16 protein-coding genes are annotated in these 25,130 nt (G+C 65.6%); 8 read left to right on the forward strand and 8 right to left on the reverse strand.

Annotated elements, in window-relative coordinates; all coding sequences use genetic code 11:
• Together FFS21_RS19390 and dnaE are read right to left on the reverse strand one after the other, a co-directional pair.
• A partial coding sequence (locus tag FFS21_RS19390; RefSeq protein WP_502705185.1) for a glycosyltransferase family protein occupies positions 1 to 862 on the reverse strand: 862 nt, incomplete at its 3' end.
• Positions 855 to 4,358, reverse strand: a complete 3,504-nt coding sequence (dnaE, locus tag FFS21_RS19395) for a DNA polymerase III subunit alpha (RefSeq protein ID WP_137926410.1) — start codon at positions 4,356 to 4,358, stop codon at positions 855 to 857. The genes dnaE and FFS21_RS19390, both read right to left, overlap by 8 nt.
• A gap of 194 nt (positions 4,359 to 4,552) precedes the next feature.
• Here dnaE and FFS21_RS19400 point away from each other — a divergent pair, with 194 nt between their 5' ends.
• On the forward strand, positions 4,553 to 5,392 hold the full coding sequence (locus tag FFS21_RS19400) for a sulfurtransferase (protein WP_137926411.1): 840 nt from the start codon (positions 4,553 to 4,555) through the stop codon (positions 5,390 to 5,392).
• Between the two features lie 12 nt (positions 5,393 to 5,404).
• Here the strand turns inward: FFS21_RS19400 and FFS21_RS19405 are convergent, their stop codons facing one another.
• The 5 genes from FFS21_RS19405 to rpsP form a co-directional block, all read right to left on the reverse strand.
• Entirely contained in the window at positions 5,405 to 6,085 is a 681-nt protein-coding gene (locus FFS21_RS19405) for a CoA pyrophosphatase (RefSeq protein WP_137926412.1), read from the reverse strand.
• Positions 6,086 to 6,216: 131 nt separating this feature from the next.
• Positions 6,217 to 6,609, reverse strand: coding sequence for a 50S ribosomal protein L19 (gene rplS, locus FFS21_RS19410; protein WP_137926413.1), 393 nt, complete (start codon positions 6,607 to 6,609; stop codon positions 6,217 to 6,219).
• Positions 6,610 to 6,683: 74 nt separating this feature from the next.
• Complete coding sequence (gene trmD / locus FFS21_RS19415; protein ID WP_137926414.1) at positions 6,684 to 7,466, reverse strand: tRNA (guanosine(37)-N1)-methyltransferase TrmD; 783 nt, start codon at positions 7,464 to 7,466, stop codon at positions 6,684 to 6,686.
• A 29-nt stretch (positions 7,467 to 7,495) separates the two neighbouring features.
• Entirely contained in the window at positions 7,496 to 8,164 is a 669-nt protein-coding gene (gene rimM, locus FFS21_RS19420; protein WP_137926451.1) for a ribosome maturation factor RimM, read from the reverse strand.
• A 63-nt stretch (positions 8,165 to 8,227) separates the two neighbouring features.
• Positions 8,228 to 8,488, reverse strand: coding sequence for a 30S ribosomal protein S16 (gene rpsP, locus FFS21_RS19425; RefSeq protein ID WP_137926415.1), 261 nt, complete (start codon positions 8,486 to 8,488; stop codon positions 8,228 to 8,230).
• Positions 8,489 to 8,853: 365 nt separating this feature from the next.
• Here rpsP and FFS21_RS19430 point away from each other — a divergent pair, with 365 nt between their 5' ends.
• The 7 genes from FFS21_RS19430 to FFS21_RS19460 all read left to right on the forward strand — a co-directional run bounded on the left by FFS21_RS19430 (position 8,854) and on the right by FFS21_RS19460 (position 24,095).
• Complete coding sequence (locus FFS21_RS19430) at positions 8,854 to 9,261, forward strand: hypothetical protein (RefSeq protein WP_137926416.1); 408 nt, start codon at positions 8,854 to 8,856, stop codon at positions 9,259 to 9,261.
• A gap of 71 nt (positions 9,262 to 9,332) precedes the next feature.
• Positions 9,333 to 9,830, forward strand: coding sequence for an NINE protein (locus tag FFS21_RS19435; protein WP_137926417.1), 498 nt, complete (start codon positions 9,333 to 9,335; stop codon positions 9,828 to 9,830).
• A gap of 281 nt (positions 9,831 to 10,111) precedes the next feature.
• Positions 10,112 to 18,226, forward strand: a complete 8,115-nt coding sequence (locus FFS21_RS19440) for an Ig-like domain-containing protein (protein WP_137926418.1) — start codon at positions 10,112 to 10,114, stop codon at positions 18,224 to 18,226.
• Positions 18,227 to 18,343: 117 nt separating this feature from the next.
• Positions 18,344 to 19,711, forward strand: coding sequence for a TolC family protein (locus FFS21_RS19445; RefSeq protein WP_137926419.1), 1,368 nt, complete (start codon positions 18,344 to 18,346; stop codon positions 19,709 to 19,711).
• The gene (locus FFS21_RS19450; protein ID WP_249359501.1) at positions 19,692 to 21,881 is read left to right on the forward strand and encodes a type I secretion system permease/ATPase; all 2,190 of its coding nucleotides are present in this window, start codon (positions 19,692 to 19,694) and stop codon (positions 21,879 to 21,881) included. Before FFS21_RS19445 ends, FFS21_RS19450 begins: the two co-directional genes overlap by 20 nt.
• A gap of 5 nt (positions 21,882 to 21,886) precedes the next feature.
• Positions 21,887 to 23,059, forward strand: coding sequence for a beta-barrel domain-containing protein (locus FFS21_RS19455; RefSeq protein WP_137926420.1), 1,173 nt, complete (start codon positions 21,887 to 21,889; stop codon positions 23,057 to 23,059).
• Positions 23,060 to 23,201: 142 nt separating this feature from the next.
• Complete coding sequence (locus tag FFS21_RS19460; RefSeq protein ID WP_137926421.1) at positions 23,202 to 24,095, forward strand: LysR family transcriptional regulator; 894 nt, start codon at positions 23,202 to 23,204, stop codon at positions 24,093 to 24,095.
• Positions 24,096 to 24,125: 30 nt separating this feature from the next.
• Here FFS21_RS19460 and FFS21_RS19465 read toward each other — a convergent pair whose 3' ends face one another.
• Positions 24,126 to 25,085 carry a phosphoribosyltransferase gene (locus tag FFS21_RS19465; protein ID WP_137926422.1) on the reverse strand — a complete coding sequence of 320 codons (960 nt, stop codon included), beginning with the start codon at positions 25,083 to 25,085 and terminating at the stop codon, positions 24,126 to 24,128.
• Positions 25,086 to 25,130: the final 45 nt, after the last annotated feature.

A 25,130-nucleotide genomic window follows, 5' to 3' on the forward strand; every position in this document is an offset into this window, starting at 1 on the left:
GTATCGGTGGGACGTCTGGAAGAAAGCCAGAAGGATTTTGCGTCTTTACTGCATGCCTATGCCCGGCCAGCCGGGCATAGGCATGCAGTAAAGACGCAAAATCCTTCTGGCTTTCTTCCAGACGTCCCACCGATACGATGAACGGGCCTTGTGGCGTCACACCGGGTTCCAGCGGCTGCTGCGCCCGGGTACGGATGTTCGCGATATCGATGGCGTTGTAGAGGCGCACGAGCTTGTCGGCGGCATCGGGCAACAGCACGCGAGCATCGGCGAGCATGCTGTCGGTCAGCAGCACCACCGCGTCGTAATCCACCTTGCACTGGTGCCGCAGCTTGCGCAGCTTCCGCTCGTGACCATCGGCCAGGTGCGCGACGCTGAAATGCTGATAGCCGATCATCGGCACGGCCAGCGGCCCCGTGATGCGCGACAGCGACATGTCGTAGTCGACTACGGCGTCGTATCCGCCCGGCCCACCCTGCTTGAGAATGCTCAGAAAGCGGCGCCGCATCAGCGGCTTGCGGACCGGCGGCAGCAACGCCTCTTCATAGATCTTGCCAAGCGGCCCAAGCTTCCGCTGCTTCTTCAACTGACGGCAATGCGACAGCCAGCGCTCCGGCGCCAGCACATGTACCTTCACATGCGCGGGCAGCCGGGCGCGGAAATGCGATTCCAGTTCCGGCGACGGATACGTGATCGTCAAACCCAGTTCGAAGTGTTCCGGATCGAGCGAGGCCAGCAGTGATACCAACGAGGTCTCGATGCCGCCATGCAGGAAGTGCGTGACGTGGAACAGCACACGCTGGCGGCGCCCGGCCACGGGGGCGATGTCCTTCGAGGCAACCATCGGCATGGCCTCAGCCATAGATCATCTTCACGCTGTCGCCGAGCGCGCTGCGAAGATTCGTCAGCGCCTCCTCGGATGGCGTGATCTGCCATTGCGCGCCAAGCATGGCTTCGCACTGAGCGGTCTTGTTGACGTAGCTGACGCGAACCGGCAAGCCCGGCGACTGCGCCACGCTGGCGAGGTACGGCGTCAGCAGTTCGCGCAGACGTTCGGTCGAAGCATTGCCATTGAAGCCCAGGCACACCGCCTCGGCATACTTGGCACGCGCCGCCACAAGATCCATCACCGTCTCTGCCGTGAAGCGCACGCCGCCCGTGAACGTGTCATGCCGCGCGTTGCCCTGCGCGATGATCAGTTCGTCTTCCTTGAACATGTGCCGGTTGGCGTCGTACAGCTCGTTGAACACGGTCATCTCGATCTGCGCCGTGCCATCGTCGATCATCACGATAATCAGCTTGCCGCGCTGCGTCATCTGCGTACGCACGCCCATGATCACGCCCGCCACCGCACGGCCGCGCACGTCGCGGCCATAGCCGCCGCCGTTGCCCTGCACTTCCTTCTCCAGCGCGGCCAGCGTGCCCTTGAGGAACTTGCGCACCTCGTCGCGCGACGCATCGAACAGATGGCCCGAGAAGTAATACCCCAGCGCCTGCTTCTCTTCCTGCAGCGTGCGCTTGGCCGTCCAGGCCGGCTCCGAGACCAGTTCCGGACGATGCGTCTCGCCGGCGTCTTCCATCAGGTCGAACAGCGACACCTGGTTGGCCGATTCCGCCTTCTGCTCGGCCGCTTCCATCGCGATCGACACCGAGGCCAGCAGCTGCGCGCGATTGTTGTTGAGGCTGTCAAACGCACCGGCGCGGATCAGTGCCTCGATCGTGCGGCGATTGACCTGGCGGCGATCCACGCGCTCGCAGAAATCGAACAGGTCCGTGAACGGCCGCTCTTCGCGTGCGCGCAGGATGTCTTCGATCGCGCCCTGCCCCGAACCCTTGATGCCTCCCAGGCCATAGCGGATCGTCTTCGCATCGGTCGGCGCAAAGCGGTATTCGCTGGCGTTGACGTCCGGCGGCAGCACGGTCAGCTTGTTCAGGCGGCAATCCTCGAACAGGATCTTGACCTTGTCCGTGTCGTCCATGGCCAGCGACATATTGGCTGCCATGAATTCGGCCGGGTGATGCGCCTTGAGCCACGCCGTGAAGTACGCCAGCAGCGCGTAAGCCGCCGCGTGCGACTTGTTGAAGCCGTAGCCCGCGAACTTCTCCATCAGGTCGAAGATGTCGTCGGCCTGTTGCGCGCTCAGCCCGTTCTTGTCGGCACCGGCGCGGAACAGTTCGCGGTGCTTGGCCATTTCCTCGGCCTTCTTCTTGCCCATCGCGCGGCGCAACAGGTCGGCGCCACCCAGCGAGTAGCCGCCGATGATCTGCGCCATCTGCATCACCTGCTCCTGGTAGACCATGATGCCGTAGGTCTCCTTGAGCACGGGCTCGACGCGCGGATCGGGATACTCCACCTTCTCGCGGCCATGCTTGCGTGCGCAGAAGCTCGGGATCAGGTCCATCGGGCCTGGTCGATACAGCGCCACCAGCGCGATGATGTCCTCGAAGCGGTCAGGCTTGGCGTCCTTGAGCATGCCCTGCATGCCGCGGCTTTCCAGCTGGAACACCGCCACCGTGTTGGCGCTCTTGAGGATCTCGAAGGCCGGGCCGTCATCAAGTGGAATCTGGCTGCAATTCCAGTCGGCCTTTGACGGATCGAGTCGGCGGATATAACGCTCGGCCCAGTCGAGAATCGTCAGCGTGGTCAGGCCCAAGAAGTCGAACTTGACCAGGCCGGCCGCTTCCACGTCGTCCTTGTCGTACTGGCTCACCACGCCGCTCATGCCGTCCGTGCCCTGCGTGTACAGCGGGCAGAAATCGGTCAGGCGGCCCGGCGCGATCAGCACACCACCGGCGTGCATGCCGACGTTACGCGTCATGCCTTCCACACGCTGCGCCAGTTCCAGCAGTTGGCGCACTTCTTCCTCGTTGGCTTCGCGTTCGGCCAGCGCGGGCTCTTCCTTCTTGGCTTCCTCCAGCGTCACCAGCTTGCCCGGCTTGAACGGAATCAGCTTGGCCACGCTATCGACGAAACCGTAACCCAGGTCCAGCACACGGCCCACGTCGCGCACGGCCGCCTTTGCTGCCATCGTGCCGAACGTGGCGATCTGCGACACGGCTTCCTTGCCGTATTTTTCCTTCACGTACGTGATCACGCGATCACGGCCGTGCTGGCAAAAGTCGATGTCGAAGTCGGGCATCGAGACCCGCTCCGGATTCAGGAAACGCTCGAACAGCAGCGCGTACTTGAGCGGATCGAGATCGGTAATGCCCAGCGCATAGGCCACCAGCGAACCGGCACCCGAACCCCGGCCCGGCCCCACCGGCACACCGTTGTTCTTGGCCCAGTTGATGAAGTCCGCCACGATCAGGAAGTAGCCCGGGAAACCCATCTTGATGATGGTGCCGGTTTCGAACTCAAGCCGCGCGTAGTACTCGGGCCGCTGCCGCTCGCGCTCCGCCTCGTCGGGGAACAGCACCTCCATGCGCTTTTCCAGACCTTCCTTGGCCATGTGGATGAGGTAGTCATCCAGCGACATGCCATCGGGCGTCGGGAACAGCGGCAGGCTCGGCTTGCCCAGTTCCAGCGTGAGGTTGCAGCGCTTGGCGATCTCGACCGAGTTCTGCAGCGCCGACGGGATGTCCGCGAACAGCGCGGCCATCTCGTCCTGCGTCTTGAAATACTGGTCGGTCGTGAACTTGCGGATGCGGCGCGGGTTGGCCAGCAGTTCGCCTTCGGCGATACAGACGCGCGCCTCGTGCGCGGTGAAATCGTCGGGTGTCATGAACTGCACCGGATGCGTCGCCACCACGGGCAACTGCATCGAGGCGGCCAATTGCACGGCCTGCGGCACATACGCATCGGTACCGGGATGCCCGGCGCGTTGCAGTTCGATATAGAAACGTTGCGGGAAGACACGCGACCAGTGCTGCGCGGCGCGGCGCGCAGCCTCGACGTTGCCGTTGCCCAGCGCCTGGCCGACATCGCCACCCATCGCACCGGACAGCGCGATCAGGCCCGTCGCCAGCGGCAGGCCCTCTTCGCCCGGCTCTTCGAACCAGCCCGGCTCGAACTCGGCGCGGCCTTTGTACTGGTTGCTCAGCCACGCGCGCGACAGCAACGCGCAGAGATTCAGGTAGCCGATGCGATCCTGCACGAGCAGCAACATGCGCGCGGGCTTGTCGCGATCCTCGGCATTGGTCAGCCAGATGTCAGCGCCCACTACCGGTTTGACGCCGCTGCCGCGGGCCTCCTTGTAGAAGCGGATCAGGCCGAATGCGTTGGCAAGGTCGGTGAGCGCGAGCGCGCCCATGCCGTCGCCGGCGGCTGCCTTGACGGCGTCGTCAAGACGGACAATGCCGTCCACGACGGAGTATTCGGAGTGCAGGCGGAGGTGTACGAAGCGGGGTGCAGACATAGGGCGCCATTGTACCGGCTCCCCTCGCCCGATCTGCGGAGACTTTTCGTAAAGTGATGTCACCTGCAGGGTCTGGGGCGCTGGCCGCGACCATTGCGCAACGGGTATCGGGGAGGCCGCCGAACGGCTATAATTTCGCCTTTCCAATCAGGCAGTTACCGAGCGCTTTCGTGCCCGGCCAGCGGCGTTGCACCATGCAGATCGTTAATATTTCGGCTTACAAGTTTGTCTCGCTCGACGATATCGAGACCCTGCGTCCCGCCATGCGCGAGCGCTGCGACGCCGCGAGCCTCAAGGGCACGATCCTGCTGGCGCCGGAAGGCATCAACATGTTCCTGGCCGGCACCCGCGCACAGATCGACGAATTCATGACGTGGCTGCACGCCGACGCCCGTTTCGCCGATATCGCGCCGAAGGAAAGCCTGTCCGAGAACCAGCCCTTCAAGCGCATGCTGGTTCGTGCCAAGAAGGAAATCATCACGATGAAGATGCCGCTGATCCGCCCCGAATCGGGTCGGGCGCCGGCGGTGCGCCCGGTGGACCTCAAGCGCTGGCTCGATCAGGGTCACGACGACGAGGGCCGCCCCGTGGTGATGCTCGATACGCGCAATGATTTCGAAGTGGCGGTTGGCACCTTCGACAACGCCGTCGAGTACAACATCTCGAAATTCAGCGATTTCCCGCCGGCCGTCGCCGAGAACAAGGCTGCGCTGGAAGGCAAGACCGTGGTCTCGTTCTGCACCGGCGGCATCCGCTGCGAAAAGGCCGCGATCCACATGCAGGAAGCGGGCATCGAGCGCGTGTACCAGCTCGAAGGCGGCATCCTGAAGTATTTCGAGGAAGTGGGCGGCAGCCACTACAAAGGCGACTGCTTTGTCTTTGACTATCGCACCGCCCTGAACCCGAATCTCGAACCCTCCGGTCCGGTGCAGTGCTTCGCGTGCCGCGCCGTGGTCACGTCGGAAGAACAGCAACATCCGAAGTACGTGGTGGGCAAGAGTTGCCCGCATTGCGCGGACGCCGCCGCAGCGTAAGCTTCCTGGCGCCTAAGCCGCCAGCAGGTGGTAGAGATTGCGGAGCATTCCCGCCGTGGCGCCCCAGATAAAGCGATGACCGCCCGCTTCGAGCGGATACGGCATCGCATAGAACTGGCGTTCGCCGCCCTCATACCGATAGATGCGGCGCTCATGCCGCGATGGGTCCATCAGGAACGCCAGCGGCACTTCGAAGACATCGGCCACTTCGCCCGCATCGGGTTGCAGCGTGAAGCCTGGCCGCACCAGGCCCACGACCGGGCTCACGTGAAAGCCCGTGCCCGTGATGTAGTCGGGCAGCGAGCCCAGCACCTCGACGAAATCCCGTCCGATACCAACTTCCTCTTCGGTCTCGCGCAGTGCCGTGGCGATCCGGTCGGCGTCATAGGTTTCCTGACGGCCACCCGGAAAACTGATCTGCCCCGCATGGGAAGAGAGATTGGCATTGCGTTGTGTCAGCAATACGGTCAGCCCGTGCTTGTGCTCCACCAACGGCACCAGCACTGCAGCCTCGCGCAACCCACGCGTTTTGTCGTAGATGCGCGACTCGTCGGTCAGTTCAGGCTCCCAGGCGGGCGGCGAGAGCAGCCGGTGCCGGATGAAATCGGGCTGCATGCGCGGCGCGGAAAGCGGCGCGCGCTGATGGTCGGTCGCGACGACCGGAAGTGTTTCGGGATCGAATATGGGGCGCATAACACCGGCAAGTATGACAGGAAGCGACGTACCGCGCCGGGCGCCCCACAATGCAAAAAGGACACCCCGAGGGGTGTCCTTCGCAAAGCCGGTCTGGCGTAGCACCGGTTTCCCGGTGCTGTCAGAAAAGCTTACTCTGCAGCGGCGGCGACCTTGGGGGTCTTCGCTACCAGCTTTTCCTTGATACGTGCCGACTTGCCCGAGCGCTCGCGCAGGTAGTACAGCTTCGCGCGACGGACGTCGCCACGACGCTTGACTTCGATGCCGGCGATCAGCGGCGAGTACAGCTGGAACGTACGTTCCACGCCTTCACCCGACGAGATCTTGCGCACGATGAAGGAGCTGTTCAGGCCACGGTTACGGCGGGCGATCACCACACCTTCGTAAGCCTGCACGCGCTTGCGCGTACCTTCCACCACATTCACGTTGACGATAACGGTATCGCCAGGTGCGAACACGGGGATGGACTTGTTCGCGGTCAGACGCGCGATTTCTTCCTTCTCGATCTGCTCGATGATGTTCATCGTTTTCTCCTTGACCATCATGCCAGCGTTCAATGCCCCAGAACTTTGCTGGGCCCCGGCAGAGGATGGTAGTTTCACTTGGCGGGAGCGAACTCCCGCCCTGCTTTCGCCGCCAGTTCCGACAGATACTTCTCGTCGGCCTTGGACAACAATCCTTGCCCACGCGCGGCCACGATCAGGTCGGGACGCTTGCGAGCGGTATTGGCCAGCGCCTGCTGCCGCCGCCATTTTTCGATCTCGGCATGATGGCCCCCGAGCAAAATGTCGGGCACCCGCACACCTTCATATTCTTCCGGCCTCGTGTAGTGCGGACAATCGAGCAGGCCGTTGACAAAGCTGTCCTGCACCGCCGATTGCGCATCGCCCAGCACGCCGGGCAGATGCCGCACCACCGCGTCGATCAGGGCCATCGCAGGCAGTTCGCCCCCCGACAGCACAAAATCGCCGAGGCTGATTTCCTCGTCCACGCGACGATCGATCAGACGCTGGTCGATGGCCTCGTATCGTCCGCACAGCAGCACCAGTCCCGGGCGCTGCGCCAGCGACATGACCTTGTCATGCGTCAGCGTCGCGCCTTGCGGCGACATCAGCACCACATGCGGCTTTTCCACCCCGGCGTCACGCTGCGCCGCAGCCGCGGCATCGAGCGTATCGTCCAGCGGCTTGGCCAGCATCACCATGCCGGGTCCGCCACCATACGGCCGATCGTCGATCGTCCGGTAGTTGTCGACGGTGAAGTCGCGGGGATTCCAGCTGCGCAGCGTGTAACGCTGCTGCTTGGCCGCCCGGCTGGTAATGCCCCAGTCGGTCAGCGCACGGAACATCTCGGGAAACAGCGTGATCACGTCGAACTGCATCGCGCCTCCCAGGACGTCACTTCAGTACTTCAGAAATCGAGCCCCCAGTCGACCACGATGCGCCGGGCGGAAATATCCACCGAGCGCAGATATGCGTCGACAAACGGAATCAGCCGCTCGGCGGCCTTACCGTCCGGCAGCTGGTAAGCCACCTCGAGGATCTGATGGGCGCCATTGTCGATCAGGCCAGTCACCTCGCCGAGCGCTTCGCCCTGCTCGTTGACCACGGCACAACCGATCAGGTCGACCCAGTAGAATTCATTCTCTTCCGGCGCGGGGAAGTCCTCCCGCCGGATCCAGACGCGCCTGCCCTTGAGCATTTCGGCCACATTGCGTTCCGAGACACCGGTAGCTTGCGCCACCACGGTACCGCTATGTTCACGCGACTGGGCAATCTTGACGCTCACTGCCTCCGACGGCGACGCCGGTGCCGCCAGCCTGCCAGCGGGTGGCGCGGGAAGCAGCCACCAGCGGCGGGCGTGGAGCAATGCGGAGGCGTCGTCCGCATGCGGCTGGACCTTGATCCAGCCCCGGATACCATACGCCGCGCCCACGTAGCCAACCTCGATGAGGTCGTCGGGAAGCGCGTCGGTACAGAGCAGCCCGGCGGGCAGCTTTGCTGAGCGCACAGCGGCACCGCCTTGCGTGGCGGCGTTCGACAGGTTCAGCGGCTTGCGGCCGGTGGCGTTGCCAGTCACGTTGGCGGAGCGTCGGTCAGACATCGCCACGCACCGGAAACCGGCGCACAGGCGATATGACTATCAGGCAGCAGCCGGAGCAGCCTTGGCGGCTTGCTTCACCAGGCGGGCAACCGTCGGCGACAGTTGTGCGCCAACGCCTTGCCAGTAGGCCAGACGGTCGTGCACCAGGCGCAGACCTTCTTGCTTTTCAGTCGCCAGCGGGTTGTAGAAGCCAACGCGCTCGATGAAACGGCCATCGCGACGGTTGCGCGAATCGGTAGCAACGATATTGAAGAAGGGGCGCTTCTTGCTGCCGCCGCGAGCCAGACGGATTACGACCATTGTAAATTCCTCGAAAAAACGGGGTGTGCGAACACGAAACGCAAGAGTATAGCCCAGTTCCGCAGCCCAAACAAACACTTAGGGCGATCCCGTACCCCGCGCCGGCGCCGAAGCGCCCTCGACGCAACATCGGAGCCGCCGGGCCGTGGCGAAAACCGCGAAGCGGCTCTGCAACAACAGTCCGATGATGCACTTTCCGGTCGCTCAGATGGAACAACCGCAGCCGCCGCCAAACAGGCGTCAAAGCTGGCAAAAATGACGAAACAATCCGTTACACCAGTAACGGGTTTCGCATAGGCCATCACAGGCGCGCTGCGTACCATGGACCCAACGCCTGACTCATCACCTGGACATTGGGAATCCGCATGCTTGCCCGCCCCCACCTGCGCTCACTGGTGGCTGGTACCTTGGCCGTCATCGGCCTGGTTGGCGCGATCGCCACCAGCCACGCACAAGTCGCCTTCTGGCAGCGCGCCGTCGACAATCCGGTGCGCGCGGTTCGCCTTGGCGCCGATAGCTGGGATGTTGCCGCGGTACGCGCCGAAAATCGGCAGCACGTGCAGCAGCAAATCGACCGCATGGAGCAACGCGCCCGCAACGACGACCGCCTGAGCGGACGCCCCCCCGAACCCGGCAACCGCGACGAGCGGGCGCGCCAGGCGGGTGGACCGGATCGTAACACCGGCGACAACGGTGCGATGCGCGGCACCGACGTTCGCCCCACCAACGTCGGCCCCGGCTGGCAGGCACGCGGACGCGACGGCGGACGCTGACTCCCCCTTCGGCCAGCGCCTGGGTGACGGGGCGTACAATGCGGCATCCCTGCCCCATCGCCCCGCTCACGATGCCTGCCGCAAGCCAAGCCCCTGTCGTCGCGCCTCAATCCCCCGCCGGACGTCCGCTCCGAAAATCCAAGCTCGTCACCGTTGCGCTGGCCTTCCTGCTGGGAAGTGTCGGCTTGCACCGCTTCTATCTGCATGGCCTGGGCGACAAATTCGCCTGGACCCACCTGCTGGCCATGCTGGCTGGTGCGATTGGCGTCACGTCGATGGCATTGGGCACCGGCAATGCGGCATTGAACTGGACGTTTGCGGTAGCCGGTGGAGCGTCTATCGTTGCCGCCTTCCTCACGGCCATCGTGTTCGGACTGCGTCCCGACGAAAAGTGGGATGCCCGCTACAACCCGCACGGCCAACCCACGCGCTCTGGCTGGCCGGTGATCATTCTCGTGATCCTTTCGCTGATGATCGGCACTGGCCTGTTGATGGCCGGACTGGCGATCAGCTTCCAGACGTTCTTCGAATCCCAGGTGGAAGCCGCCAAGGCGCTCTCGCAGGAGTAGCGCACTGCTTCAATTCCCACTGGTTGCAAAGATGCAACCAAACGTAAGTGGGGAAATGAAATGTGCGTTTACTTCGCCATACTCGCCGATATGGCAAATCGTTCGCTTTTTGTGCTTCATGCAATTCGCACAGTTCGTGGATAGATTCCTGACCATTCAGACATAACAACAACAGAGACAACTGCATTGGCACGGCCTTAGGCGCGCGCTGCAGATGGGGGATTGTTCCTTGATATGCCCGGCCTCGCCGGGCATATGGACCATTCTCGCCAGGAGCGCGTATGAGCACGCCCGCCGCATTGCAGAACCACGCCAACGTTTCTGTCGCCGCCGGCGCCACCTCCGTGGCTGCCCCGCAAGGCCCCACCAACTTCCTGGTTTCCGCGTCGCGCGAAAGCGTGCAGAACTACGCCCGCGAGGGCAACGACCTGCTGGTGTCGTTCAAGGACGGCCACACGCTGCGCATCGAGGGGTTCTTCGCCAACGGCACACAGACCCACAACCTTGTGTTTGTCCAGGACGATGGCAGCTGGCTGGCTTCGTTCGACCAGGCGATGGTGCCCGGCGGCGATCAGATCGCCGACGCGGCGGTGGCCTACACGCCGATCTCGCAGAGCACGTCCACCACCGCCTTGCTGGCGCTGCTGGGTGTGGCCGCTGGTGCGGGCATCATCGCCGCCGTGGCTGGCGGCGGCGGGGGCGATAGCGATAGCGGCGGCAACGTGGGCGGTGGTGGTAGCGGCGGCGGCACGGGCACCACGCCCGCCGCGCCATCCGTCGCGCCCATCGGCAACGTGATCGGCAGCAACGGCTCGCAAGCCACCGACAATGCCGCGCCAACGCTGCAAGGTAGCGGCGCGCCCGCCAACAGCACGATATCGATCCTGCTCGACGGCCGTCCGCTGGCAACCGTGCGCGCCGATGCCAACGGCAACTGGAGCTACACACTGCCGCAGCAGTTGCCGGATGGCGCCCACCAGATCGTGATCACGCAGACGGCACCCGATGGCACCACAAGCGCACCCACCGTGATCGATTTCACTGTCGATACGCAAGCGCCTGCCGCCCCGGTAGTGACCGACGTCAGCGACGATGCCACGCCGGGGACGGGTCCCGTCACCAGCGGGGCCAGCGCGAACGACAGTACGCCGACGCTCACCGGTACGGCCGAGGCTGGCAGCACCGTACAGATTTTCAACGGCGCCACGTTGATCGGCAGCGTGATGGCCGATGCCAACGGCAACTGGTCGTTCACGCCTGGCACCGCCCTGCCCGACGGCAGCTACACGTTCACGGCCACGGCCACCGATGCCGCCGGCAATACCGGCGTGGCGAGCGCGCCGTTCACGCTCGTCATCGACACCGCACCGCCAGCCGCGCCCACGGTTACGCAAAGCAATGCGCAAGGACTCGCCGGCACGGCCGAAGCGGGCAGCCTGATCTCGATCGATCTCGATGGCGACGGCACGGCCGATGCCACCGTCACCGCCGATGGCGCGGGCAACTGGCGCTACGTGCCCTCGCCCGCCTTGCCCGATGGCACGACGATCACCGTGATCGCCACGGATGTGGCGGGCAATGCCAGCGCGCCCGTAGCGGCCACCGTCGACAGCACGGTGCCCGATGCGCCCGATCTCGACAGCGTGACCGATGACCGGGCGCCCGTGACAGGTACGCTGGCCAGCGGGGACACCACGAACGATGCCACGCCCACCCTGTCCGGCAGGGCCGAGGCCAACAGCCTCGTCACGATCTACGACGGCACTGCCGTGCTCGGTACTGTGGTCGCGGATGGCGATGGCAACTGGCAGTTCACGCCCACTGCGTCGCTGTCCGAAGGCTCGCACGTGCTGACCGTCACGGTGACCGATGCAGCAGGTAACACCAGCGCCGCCACGGCACCGTTCTCGTTGACCGTCGATACCTTGCCGCCCGGCACACCCACGGTATCGCCCAGCAATGGCGCGGTCCTGTCCGGCACGGCCGATGCGGGCAGCACCGTCCTGATCGATCTCGACGGCGACGGCACCGCCGACGCCAGCGTCGAGGCCGATACCAGCGGGCACTGGTCCTATGCACCGGACACGCCGCCGGGCAACGGCGCGGTGGTGACCGTCACCGCCACCGATGCGGCGGGCAACGCGAGCCCATCCGCATCGACCACGATCGATACCAGCATCGTCGACACCACGCCGCCCACCACGCCAACCATCGCGCCGACCGCGGGCACAACACTGTCCGGCACTGCGGAAGCCGGCAGCACCGTCAACCTGGACCTGAACAACGACGGCACGGTCGATACCACCGTCGAGGCCGACGACGAAGGCAACTGGACCTACACGCCGGTCCCACCCATTGACGATGGCGTCACCGTCAGCGTGACCGCCACAGACAGCGCCGGCAACACGAGCCAGCCGGCGACGGCCATCGTCGATGCCAGCGCACCGCCCACGCCTGCCATCGGCACCGTCACTGACAACGCATCGCCCATCACAGGTCCGCTGACAACGGGTGGGAGCACCAATGACACTACGCCCACGTTCGCGGGCACCGCGGAGCCTGGCAGCACCATCACCCTTACTGACACCGTCAGCGGCAACGTGCTCGGCACTACGACCGTCGATGGTGACGGCAACTGGACATTCACGCCGCCCAGCGCCCTGCCACCCGGCGCGTATGCAATCGAAGCCATCGCGACCGACGCCGTTGGCAATGCCAGCGGCCCGAGCACGGCGTTCGAACTCGTCATCGACACCTCGCCACCCGCAGGCCCTGCCATCGGCACGGTCACCGACAACGCCGATCCCGGCACGGGACCATTGCTGAACGGCGGCATCACCAACGACACCACACCCGCATTCAGCGGCAACACCCAGCCGGGCAGCACGGTCAATCTTTACAGCGGCACCACGCTGCTGGGCACGGGGGTGGCGGACGAGAACGGCAACTGGACCATTTCGCCATCGCCGGCACTGGTCGACGGCAGCTACACGGTCACGGCCGTCGCGACCGATCCGGCCGGCAACACCAGCATTCCCGGCGCGGCCTTCACGCTGACCGTCGACGCCACGCCGCCCGCTGCGCCCACCATCGTCACCAGCAACGGCACCACATTGAGCGGCACGGCGGAAGCCAACAGCACGATCGACATCGACCTCGACGGCGATGGCACCGCCGATGCCACGGTCACCGCCAACGACGATGGCGAATGGACCTACACGCCCCTGCCCACGCTCGGCGATGGGGCCGTGGTCAGCGTGACCGCCACCGATGCCGCGGGCAACGCCAGCGAACCGGCCACGATCACCATCGACGGCGCCGCGCCCGATGCGCCATCCATCGATGCGGCCACCGACGACACGACCCCTGCGACAGGCGCCCTGGCCAGCGGCGACAGCACCAACGACACCACGCCGCTGCTGAGCGGCACGGCCGAACCGGGCAGCATCGTCGAGATCTCCAATGGCAGTGCCGTGCTTGGCACAGCCACGGCAGACGAAGACGGCAACTGGACCTTCACGCCCACGGTGCCGCTGACCGACGGCGTCTATACGCTGACCGCCACGGCCACCGATGCAGCCGGCAACACCGGGGCCGCCAGTCCCGCGTTCACGCTGACCGTCGATACCGCGCCACCCGACGCGCCCAATGTCACCGGCAGCAACGGGACCGCGCTGACGGGCACGGCAGAGGCCAACAGCGTGATCGGCATCGATCTCGACGGCGATGGTGCCGCGGACGCAACCGTTACCGCCGACAACAACGGCACGTGGACCTACACCCCCTTACCCGTGCTGCCGGACGGCGCCGTACTCGGCGTGACGGCTACCGATGCCGCAGGCAACACCAGCGCCGTCGCAGCGGTCACGATCGATGCCGCAGCGCCCGCCGCACCTGTCATCGTGTCCGCCACCGATAACGCGACGCCGCTCACCACGCCAGTACTCGACGGCGGCAGCACCAACGACACCACGCCTACGCTGACCGGCACCGCCGAACCCAACAGCACCATCAACCTCTACAGCGGGGGGGCACTGCTGGGCACCGTGGATGCCGATGCCGACGGCAACTGGTCGTTCACGCCAGATCCGGCGCTGGTCGACGACACCTACATCGTCACGGCCACCGCCACCGATGCCGTGGGCAACACCGGTCCGGACAGCGCCCCCTTCACCCTTACCGTGGACACCGCGCCCCCCGCCACGCCGATCATCGACATCCGCAGCGGCACTGCGCTGGTTGGCACCGCCGAAGCAGGCAGCACGCTCAACATCGATCTGGATGGCGATAGCGAGGCCGATGCCACCGTCACCGCCGATGCTGACGGCAACTGGACCTACGCACCTGCGGGTGGCCTGGCCAACGGGCTGGCGGTGTCGGTGACTGCGAGCGATGCCGCAGGCAACACCAGCGGTCCGGCCACGGCCACCATCGATGCCGCCGCGCCGCTGCCGCCCGTGATCGTCACGGTAACCGACGACAACCCGCCCGCCACCAGCACGCTGTCGAGCGGCGCGAGCACCAACGACGATACGCCCACCCTGGCCGGCACCGCCGAGCCCAACAGCGTGATCAACGTCTACGACGGCACCACGTTGCTGGGTACCGTCACCGCCGCCAGTGGCACCGGGGCGTGGACCTTCACGCCCGACGGGCTCGACGATGGCAGCTACACGTTCACCGTCACCGCCACTGACGCGGCCGGGAATACCAGCACGGCCAGCGCACCGTTCACGCTCACGGTGGATACCGTAGTGCCCGATGCGCCGTCGATCCTCAGCGTCACCAAGGACAGCGCGGGGCCGGGTGTGCCGGTGGTGCCGGGCGGCGAGACCAACGACGCCACACCGTTGATCGCCGGCGTGGCCGAGCCCTTCTCGAACATCGCCTTGTACAACGACGGCACGTTAATCGGCAGCACCGTCGCCGACGAGAACGGCAACTGGCAGATCTCTCCCGCCACGCTGCCCGACGACACCTATACGCTGACGGCCATCGCCACCGATGCGGCAGGCAACAGCAGCGACGCAAGCGCATCGTTCACGTTCACCATCGACACCGCCCCCCCCGCCGCGCCGGACATCCTGCCCAGCGACGGCACGTCGCTCACCGGCACGGCCGAGCCAGGCAGCCTCGTCAACATCGACATCGGCAACAACGGCAGCATCGACGCCACCGTGGGCACCGACGCAAGCGGCAACTGGTCCTACATGCCGGCCTCACCGCTGGGCGATGGCGTGGTGGTCTCGGTGACCGCCACCGACGGCGCCGGCAACACGGGCGCAGCCGACAGCACCACGGTCGACATCGACCTCAACGACGTCACGCCACCTGCCGTGCCCACCGTCAATGCCAGCAACGGCACCGTACTGACCGGCACGGCGGAAGCTGGCAGCACCGTGAACCTCGATCTCGACGGCAACGGCACGCCCGATACCGCCGTCACCGCCACTGCCGGCGGCGTGTGGACCTACACGCCGCCCACGCGACTGCCCGATGGCACAACCGTCAACGTGTCGGCCACCGATTCGGCAGGTAACACCAGCGGCAATGCCACCGTGACGATAGACGGCGTGGCGCCGATTGCACCGGTTATCGCCAACCTGACCGACAACACCCTGCCGCTGGCCGGCACCGTGCTGACCGGCGGCAGCACCAACGACACCACGCCCACGCTCTCGGGCACGGCCGAGCCTGGCAGCACCGTCAGCCTGTTCAGCGGCACCACGCTGCTGGGCACGGTGGCGGCCGATGGTCTCGGGAACTGGAGCTTCACTGCCGCCACGCTGACCGATGGCGGATACACCGTCACGGCCACCGCCACCGATGCCGTGGGGAACACCAGCGCGCCATCCACGGCATTCAGCTTTACGGTCGATACCGTGGCGCCGGTCTTGCCGACGATTGCCGCCACCAACGGCACCACACTGACGGGCAGCGCAGAGGCCAACAGCACTGTCGGCATCGACTACACCGGCGATGGCGTGATCGATGTCACCGTCAACGCGAACGGCGCAGGCGTCTGGACGTACACGCCTGCAACGCCATTGGCCAACGGCATTGTCGTGAGTGCCACCGCCACTGACGCCGCCGGCAATACCAGCGCCGCCGCGAATGTCACCGTGGATGCCGCCGCGCCCGCCACGCCGGTGCTGCTATCGGTTACCGACGATGTGGCCCCCGTAGCCGGCACGCTCATCAGCGGCGCAGCCACCAACGACACCACGCCGACGCTGGCCGGCACGGCCGAGGCCGGCGCCACTATCACCGTCTTCGACGGCCTCACCCTGCTCGGCACGGCCACTGCCGATATCAACGGCAACTGGCAGTTCACGTCTCCGGCGCTGACCAACGGCCCCCATGCGCTGACGCTGACCGCCACCGATGCCGTCGGCAATACGAGCACCGCCACGACAGCGTTCAACCTGACCGTCGATACGAATGCGCCCCTCACGCCGGTCATCACACGCAGCAGCGGTGTAGCGCTGAGCGGCACCGCCGAAGCAGGCAGCACGGTGAACCTCGACCTCAATGGCGATGGCACGGCCGACGCTCGCGTGACGGCCGACACGGGCGGCAACTGGACTTTCGCGCCTTCGCCCGCACTGACCAACGGCATCACGATCAGCGTCACGTCCACCGACGCAGCCGGAAACACCAGCCTGGCTGCCACTGCCACGGTAGATGCCCTGGCGCCTGCCGCACCAGTAATCACCACCGTCACGGACAACGTCTCGCCCGTGACCGGCACGCTGGTCAACGGCGGCAACACCAACGACACCACACCGACACTGGCCGGCACGGCCGAGGCCAACAGCCTGGTCTCGGTCTACAACGGCTCCGCGCTGCTGGGCACCGTGCGCGCCGATGGCAGCGGCAACTGGAGCTTCACCACGGCGATCCTGGCCGATGCCACCTATGCGCTGGCCGTCACCGCCACCGATGCAGCGGGCAACGTCAGTGCGCCAAGTCCCACGTTCACCGTGACCGTCGACACCATCGCGCCGACCGTCACCGCCACAATCTCGACGCTGACCGACGATACCGGCGCCGTGGGCGACTGGGTCACCGGCGATCATTCGCCCATCGTTGGCGGCACGCTGAGCGGCGCGCTGGGCGCGGGTGAAACCTTGCAGGTCAGCCTCGATGGCGGCACGACCTGGACCAATGCCGTAGTCAGCGGCACAAGCTGGCAGTGGTATGCGCCGGGCCAACTCACGGATGGCGCCCACTCGGTCAGCACGCGCGTGGTAGATGCCGCCGGCAATCTCGGCACCGCATCCACGCAGGCGTTCTCCATCGTCACGAACGTGGCCCCGCAGGTGACCGTGCGCGATGCGGGTGGACTGTTGGGCATCGCCGATGCCAACCTGCTCGGCCTGATCGAACTCGGGCAGCAGCAGTTCTTCGCGGCGAGCGACTACAACAACAACATCCAGCAGGTGCGCATCTCGTTCGGCGGCGTGCTGGACCTGCTGGCGCTGCAGCAACTGAACGCGAATGCGGCGCTGGCCGCCGAACTGGGCCTGCGCTTCCAGGTGGTCAATGACCCTGGTCTGCTCGGAATCGGTGCCTCATCGGTGATGACGATCACGTCGCTGAATGGCGGTACGATCGACAACCTGCATCTGAACGAATTCCTCGGCTCCGTCACGCTGTCGAACGGCCTGCTCGGCATCAATGTCGGCCTGCTGAATTCACTACAGATCACCGCCACCGATTCCACTGGCCTCAGTGCCACCAGCAGTGCGGCGCAACTGCTCAGTGCCGGCGTGCTGACCAACCTGCTCGGCGGCACGCAGCCCTCGGCCATCGTCGAAGGAACCGCCACCGGCAACACCCTGAATGGATCTGCAGGCGACGACCGGCTCTACGGCTACGGCGGGGATGACACGCTCAACGGGCTGGGCGGCAACGATCTGCTGCGCGGCGGCACAGGCAACGACGCGCTCAACGGCGGCGCAGGCAACGACCTGTTGATCGGGGGCGCCGGCAACGACACGCTGACCGGCGGCACAGGCGGCGACGTGTTCCTCTGGGAGGTCTTCGACAACACCAACGGCACCGGCGGCAATGGCACGGACACGATCACGGATTTCAACGTCGGGACCAGCCCGAACCAGACCGGCCTGGACCGCCTGGATGTCTCCGCGCTGCTGATCGGCTACCAGTCCGACGCGGATGGCCCCGCGCACTACGTCAATGGCGTGGCGACCATCGACCAGGGCGACCTGATCCGCAACTACCTGTCGGTCACCAACGTCAATGGCAACACCGTCGTGTCGATAGACCGCGACGGCGCGGGCGGGGCGTTCGGCTCGCAAACGCTGGTCACGCTGAACAACGTCACCACGAACCTGGAGACCCTGCTCGCCAATCATCAGATCCTTGTGTGAGAAACGCCCAGCCATCGACACCAACTTCATCGGGGACGCCGCCGATTGCCGACACATGCTCATGACCCGGATGCACCACCCGTGGCCGGTCCGGTCCGACGGGTTCGACTCACGATCATGCTTGGCCTGCTGGGCGTGTCCATCGCTGGCGGCTGGCAGGTGTCCGCCACGGCGGCAACGCCGGTCACGGCGCTCGCGCAGGTGACGGGACCGCTCCCGGCACCCTCCTCCATACCATCCACCGCACCCGACACCACCCGGCACGTCGCGCTGCAGGGACTGAACATGCGAGAAGCGATCGGCATCGCGATCTCGCGCCATCCGGACATCAGCCGCGCCAATGCCGTGGTGGCGCAAGGCACCTCCGAGGTGGCCGTTGCCAAGGCCGCCTGGTATCCAAAACTCGAGTATGGCGTGCGGCCCGGCTATGGAGGCACCTTCGGCACCGGCGGCAACAACGTGGGCGCGCGTGCTTCAATCGGCGTCAGCCAGTTGGTCTACGACTTCGGCCGTACGTCGAGCAAGGTGGCGGCAGCCGATGCGTCGCTGACGCGCAGCCGGCACCTGCTGGCCGAAAGCATCGAGAACGTGGCCGCCAACACCGCCGCAACGTTCGTCGATCTCTCCGCCAGCCAGGAGATCGTGGCCGCAGCCCAGCGGCAGATCGAGGCCCTGACCGGCATACGCGGCAAGATCGGGGACCGTGTACGCGCCGGGTTATCGGTGACATCCGACCGCAACATGGCCGATGTGGCGATCCAGCGCGCGCGTGCGGACGAACTCAAGGCACGCAGCCGCTTCGACGTGGCTGCCACGCGGCTGGCCCAGTTGATTGGCGCCCGCCCACCGCGCGTGGCGGCATTGAACAACGCGGACGAAGACGTGCGCAGCATGGGCGACGAGCGCGGCGACGTGGAGCAAACGCCGTCCGTGCTGGCGGCCGGCGCCGCCGTGGAGGCTGCGCAGGCCCACGTCACGCAGGCGGAAGCCGAGCGCTTTCCGGCGATCAGCGTCGGCGTCAGCCGCGCAGCGTCCACCGGCCCCACCAATGCCAACGACGACACCTGGATCGGCGTGCAGATTGCCGGCGACTTCTCGCTGGGCGGTCTCAACCGGCATCGCATCGCCGCCGCCAAGGCCGAGCAGCGCGCGGCCCTGGACTCCCTCGACAACGAACGGCTGCAGGCCCGCACCGCGTTGAACGCGGCCTCGACCGAAGCCACCGGTGCGTCGGCGCGACAGCGCAGCTTCGAGGAAGTGATCGGCTTGCTGCATGCCTCGCGCGATCTGTACTGGCAGGAATACATGCTCAACAAGCGCACGCTGACCGATGTGATCAATCCCGAACGGGAGATTTTCATCGCGGAGCAGGAACGCATCACCGCCATCGCAGACAGCATGCTGGCGCGCATCAAGGCACATGTGGCGGTAGGCCGGTTCGTGGAGTTGCTACGGGAGCAGGAACTTGGAAGCCAATCGCAGTAGTGACAAGCGCGCGCCGGACCCGCCGCCGGAGGTGACCGACCTCGGACGCTGGGCCGAGGCCATCCTGCTGGCCGCGCGGCACCTGGGCCTGCCCAATTCGCCCGAACTCGTGCGCGGCGCTGCGGCCTGGGCCGATGCCTCCGACACCGGCCGCGCGGTGGTGGAGATGGCTGCGGCAGCCGGTCTCAACGCGCAGTTCGTGTCCTTGCCACCCGATGCGCTGACAGACGTGATGCTGCCCGCGCTCGTGTGCGTGGATGCGTGCTACGTCGGCATGATCGTCGCCGTAGCCGAAGGCCGCGCCGCGCTGCACGTGCCCACCGATAGCGGTGTGCTGGAGCGCACGCCCAAGCTGGACACGCTGCTGCGCGACGGCCGCCTGCACGTGCTGCTGGTGCGCGAGCGAGAGACCCCGCGTAGCGACCGTCTCGATGCCTACATGGCCGCCCGTCCACGAGAATGGCTGCGCGCGGCCTTCACCACGAACTGGCGCACGATGCTGGAGTTGGGATTGGGCTCGTTGTTCGGCAACCTGCTGGCCATCGCCACATCGCTGTTCGCGATGCAGGTGTGGGACCGTGTGGTGCCCGCGCGCTCGATCCACACGCTGTGGGTGCTGGCCGCCGGAGTGTTGCTGGCACTGGTGCTCGAACTGATGATCCGCACCGCCCGCGTGGCCATTGCCGATCACTTCGGCAAGCAGGTCGATCTGAAACTCTCGGCGATGTTCTTCGCACGCGTGCTCGATATCCGCAACGATGCGCGACCGCAATCGCCAGGCACGCTGGTGGCCCAGTTGCGAGACCTCGAACAGTTGCGCGAACTGCTGACGTCCAGCACGCTCGGGGTGCTGATCGACCTGCCATTCGTACTGGCCTTCCTGTTCATCATCTGGCTGCTCGGCGGCTGGCTGGTGCTGGTGCCGCTGCTCGCTATTCCACTGCTGGTGCTACCCGGCGTGGTGGCGCAGGTGCCGCTGGCGCGGCTCTCGAAGCAGGGGATGTCGGAGTCTGCGTTGCGCAATGCCATCCTGATGGAATCGATCTACCGCATCGAGGACATCAAGTCGCTGCAGGCGGAGCCGCGCTTCCGCAAGCTCTGGCAGCACACCAACGAAGTGAACGGCGAGGTGGGCCTGAAACAGCGTTTCCTGGCCGGGCTGTTGATGAACATGGCGCAGATGGTGCAGCAGATGGCCTATGTTGGCGTGCTGGTGGCTGGCGTGTACGGCATCCTCGACGGCGACCTGTCCTTCGGCGCAGTGCTGGCCTGCTCGATCCTGACCAGCCGGACCATCGCCCCGCTCTCGCAGATTCCCGCCGTGCTGGGCCGCATCCAGAATGCGCGCGTCGGCAAACAGGCGCTCGATACGTTGCTGACGTTGCCCGTCGATCACGAACCCGGCCGCGATGCTTATCACCGCACGGCATTGCTGGGCCGGTACCGGTTGGAGAACGTGGTCTATGGTTACGATCCGCAGGAAAAACCTGTGCTGACGGTCGCGGATCTGCGCATCGAACCCGGTGAACGCATTGCGATCCTGGGACGCGTAGGCGCCGGAAAATCCACGCTGTTGCGCCTGCTGGCCGGGCTGTCGACGCCGCAGCAGGGCCGCGTGATGTTCAACGACACACCCATGCCGATGATCGACGTGGCCGATGTGCGCCGCGACGTCGGCATCGTGTTGCAGGAAGCCAGCCTGTTCTACGGCACGCTGCGCGACAACCTCCTGGTTGCCGACCCGCTGGCCACCGACGACGCCCTGCTGGCTGCGCTGCGACTGGCCTGCGCCGATCGTCTGCTGCTGAACCAGCCGCACGGCCTGGACCTGCGCATCCGAGAGAACGGCGTTGGACTATCAGGCGGCCAGAAGCAGGCGCTGATCCTGGCGCGCACGCTGTTGCGCGCGCCGAACGTGCTGCTGCTCGACGAACCCACCGCCTCGCTCGATGAAGCCACCGAACTGGCCATCATCCGCCAGTTGCGCGGATGGCTTGGCGGACGCACGCTGGTGGTGGCCACGCACCGCTATCCCGTGCTCGCGTTGGCAGACCGTCTGATCGTGATCGACAATGGCCGCATCGTGCGTGACGGCCCCAAGGATGACGTGCTGGCCGCGCTGCGTGGCCAGTCTCCCGCAACCGGCCCGGCCGTGCGCGCGGCGGAGTAACGACCATGGACGCCTTTGCAACGTGGATGCGAATCGGCCAGCGCGGCGACGCGCCCCGCTACCTGTTGTGGACGATCATCGTTGCGCTGGCGATCTTCATCGCCTGGGCCGCGCTGGCCGGACTCGACGAGGTCGCCATGGGCGAGGGTCGCGTCACGCCTGCCTCGAAGGGACAGATGATCCAGAGTCTCGAAGGCGGCCTGCTGGCAGAGTTGACCGTGCGCGAAGGCGACGTAGTGAAGGCCGGCCAGCAACTCGCCACGCTCGATCCGGTACTTGCGCGATCATCGATGGAAGAAACGCTCGAAAAGATCACAGCGCTACAGGCCCGTGCGGCACGACTGCAGGCCGAGATGAACGATGCGGATACGGTGCAGTTTCCCGCCGAACTCGCGAAAGCGCCCGCCGTGACCGAGCGCGAGCGGCAAGCCTTCCTGACCAATCGTCGCGCTTTCCGCGAGAACGCCGGCAACCTGCGCGAACAGCTTCGGTTGGCGCAGAACGAACTCAATATCGCCCTGCCGTTACTGCGTACCGGTGCAACCAACGAAGTAGAAATCCTGCGTTTGCGGCAGAAGGTGGCCGAACTGACCACCAAGCTATCGGCCACGCAGAGCGAATACTACGTGGCACTGAAATCGGACTACGCCACCACCATGGCCGATCTCGGTCCCCTGCTGAAGATTCGCGAAGGCCGTGCCGACCTGCTGCGGCGCACCGCACTGGCATCGCCTGCGCGCGGCATCGTCAAGGACATCCGCATCTCGACCATCGGCGGCGTGGTGGCACCCGGTGGCGTGCTGATGGAGATCGTGCCGCTGGGCGACCAGTTACTTGTGGAGGCGCGCATCAGTCCGCGCGATATCGCGTTCATCCATCCGGGGCAGGAAGCCACGGTGAAAATCTCGGCGTATGAATCGTCGGTCTACGGCACGCTGCCCGCCAAGGTGGACCGCATCTCGCCGGACACGATCGAAGACCAGGTGGACCGCCGCATCTACTACTACCGGGTCTATGTGCTGACCGACCATGCGTGGCTGGAGACGAAGGACGGCAAACGGCATCCGATTCTGCCCGGCATGGTGGCGACGGCCGAGATCCGCACTGGGCGCCGCACCGTGCTCGAATATCTGGTCAAGCCATTCAACCGCGCGGCGGAGGCATTGCGCGAACGGTAGGGTACGGCGACGCTGGCACCGATCCGGCGGCGAGGTTACTCGCCGATACAAATCCCGGCGTTTTCCACACAACCCGGATACAGGGCACGAGCAGGCTGCATGCATGAACCGGCCATCCGGCTCGTCGCCACCCCGTTAGGTTATGGAAACACCAGACCGTCTTCTCCGAAGCTTTCTTCGGATCGCCGAACTCGAATCATTGTCCAAGGCTGCCGACAGCGTGGGACAAACCCAGTCGGGTATCAGCAAGCAACTCGCCATGCTCGAAGCGCATGTCGGCAAGCCATTGTTCGTACGAACGGGGCGCGGCGTTGCGCTGACCGAGGCCGGATGCAAGCTGCAGGCGGCCGTAGAGGCGCCGTACCGCGCCATCGACATGGCGGTAGAGTCCATACGCGAGACTCACGGCACCACACAGGGCACGTTGCGGATCGCCTTCGTCCACACCGTCAACTATTACTTTCTGGCTGATGCGGTGGCGAGCTTCTTTGCGAACTACCCCGACATCAACCTTTCGCTGATGGGGCGCAGTTCGGCGGACGTCGTCGCGCTCGTGGAAGCCGGCCGGGCCGATCTCGGTATCGCCTACGACACCGCTGTGGATACCGCCGGGCTGGCGGTACACCCGCTCTTCGAGGACGACATGTGCCTGGTCACCTCGCGCACGCCCGATGCCGCACTGGCCGAAGCGGGGATCAACCTGCGCGAGCAGATACTTCGGCTGGTGGGATTTCCCAAGGGCTATGCGTTGCGTCGCATGGTCGAAATCGCGGGCCTTCAGCATCCGTATGTCGCCGAGGCCGAAACCGTCGATGCCATTCTCAAGCTCGTATCCCTGGGCGTTGGCGACAGCATCCTGCCGTCCCGGCTGCCGGACAAGCTGCTTAACGAGTACGGACTGAGCAAGGTGAAGATCCGGAGCCCGCTGCTGCGCCGACGCATCGTCGTCGTCAAACGCACCGGCCGCCAGACCCTGCCGCTGGTGGAAACGCTGTTCCGATCCGTGCTGCAGGTCGCGGGTACGCTGCGGGAGTAAGGCGTTGAAACCCTTCGTGTTGCGTCCCTCTCAGCCGGGCACGGCTTCCCGCCATGTCGCGGCGTTGATCAGCATGCCTGCCTGACGCAGTGCATCCCACCAGATCACACGCAATAGCGGTGCCGCCCTGGCGATAAAGAGCGCCTGCAAGGGATCGCTCTCGATGTAGTGCGTCACCCCGGCTCGCCGCGCGGCGTTCGCCTTGTGGGCTGCGGCCCCGGCAGGCGTTCCATCGTAGCCGTCCGGCCGCATCATCAGATCCAGGTGGCCATAGCCGTGCCGATCGAGCCATGCCTGGGTGCGCGCCCGGTCGACGCTGGGCCGCCCCGTGATGACGGCCCTGACGTTCTCGAAATCGACGGACGGCACGACCTCGAAGGGTAGTAGCGCATCGCGTTCCTGCAACGCTGCGGCCAGGTCTTCGTCGTATCGGGAAAGCGGGATGTCGGGTAGCAGGATGCCGTCCAGGTCGATGGCGTAGCGCGCATATTCGTGATCGTCGCGCATGCCCTCCGCAGCACCCGCCTCGACGCGCGACCAGTCGTCCCGATAACGTTCCGTATAGGCTTGGCGCTCCCACGGAAACATCGTGAAGAACCCCGTCGAGTCGTTGGCATAGTCGGGGCGAATCCGGCTGATCTCGTCGAACGCCCCGGTCAACGTCTTGACCACAAGGCCATGCCGCTCCAGGAACGCGATGCAGTCGACCAGCGTGAACCCGCGGCCCGCAATATCCTCGCAGAGCAGCACCTTCGTTCCCGGCGGCGGCAGCGGCCCGGCCGAGTTCCACAACACGCGGCGGGTCGGCCGGTCGTAGGCCAGAAATGCCACCGGCGCGCCAATCGCGTGCGAGACCATCAACGCGAGGGGAGCGCCGCCTCGCAATATGCCGATGCTGGCGCCGAATTTTTCTTCGAGCAGCATGGGTTGGAGGGACTCGATCCACTGGTCGAGTTGGTCGTACGTCAACGTCAGAACCGGTTTTTCCAATGCTATGAGTGTCTTGGTGAAACGCGGATGTCAGTATGGCGTGCC

Source organism: Cupriavidus sp. 2SB (assembly GCF_005503625.1).
Taxonomy (GTDB): domain Bacteria; phylum Pseudomonadota; class Gammaproteobacteria; order Burkholderiales; family Burkholderiaceae; genus Cupriavidus.

What these genes read in the sequence shown, in the direction of transcription:
- FFS21_RS19445 (WP_137926419.1), top strand. Translation starts at nt 18,344, where the DNA reads ATGCTTGGCCTGCTGGGCGTGTCCATCGCTGGCGGCTGGCAGGTGTCC.
- trmD (WP_137926414.1), bottom strand. Translation starts at nt 7,466, where the DNA reads ATGCAGTTCGACGTGATCACGCTGTTTCCCGAGATGTTCCGTGCGCTG.
- FFS21_RS19460 (WP_137926421.1), top strand. Translation starts at nt 23,202, where the DNA reads ATGGAAACACCAGACCGTCTTCTCCGAAGCTTTCTTCGGATCGCCGAA.
- FFS21_RS19405 (WP_137926412.1), bottom strand. Translation starts at nt 6,085, where the DNA reads ATGCGCCCCATATTCGATCCCGAAACACTTCCGGTCGTCGCGACCGAC.
- FFS21_RS19435 (WP_137926417.1), top strand. Translation starts at nt 9,333, where the DNA reads ATGCCTGCCGCAAGCCAAGCCCCTGTCGTCGCGCCTCAATCCCCCGCC.
- FFS21_RS19430 (WP_137926416.1), top strand. Translation starts at nt 8,854, where the DNA reads ATGCTTGCCCGCCCCCACCTGCGCTCACTGGTGGCTGGTACCTTGGCC.
- rplS (WP_137926413.1), bottom strand. Translation starts at nt 6,609, where the DNA reads ATGAACATCATCGAGCAGATCGAGAAGGAAGAAATCGCGCGTCTGACC.
- FFS21_RS19455 (WP_137926420.1), top strand. Translation starts at nt 21,887, where the DNA reads ATGGACGCCTTTGCAACGTGGATGCGAATCGGCCAGCGCGGCGACGCG.
- FFS21_RS19400 (WP_137926411.1), top strand. Translation starts at nt 4,553, where the DNA reads ATGCAGATCGTTAATATTTCGGCTTACAAGTTTGTCTCGCTCGACGAT.
- rpsP (WP_137926415.1), bottom strand. Translation starts at nt 8,488, where the DNA reads ATGGTCGTAATCCGTCTGGCTCGCGGCGGCAGCAAGAAGCGCCCCTTC.
- dnaE (WP_137926410.1), bottom strand. Translation starts at nt 4,358, where the DNA reads ATGTCTGCACCCCGCTTCGTACACCTCCGCCTGCACTCCGAATACTCC.
- FFS21_RS19440 (WP_137926418.1), top strand. Translation starts at nt 10,112, where the DNA reads ATGAGCACGCCCGCCGCATTGCAGAACCACGCCAACGTTTCTGTCGCC.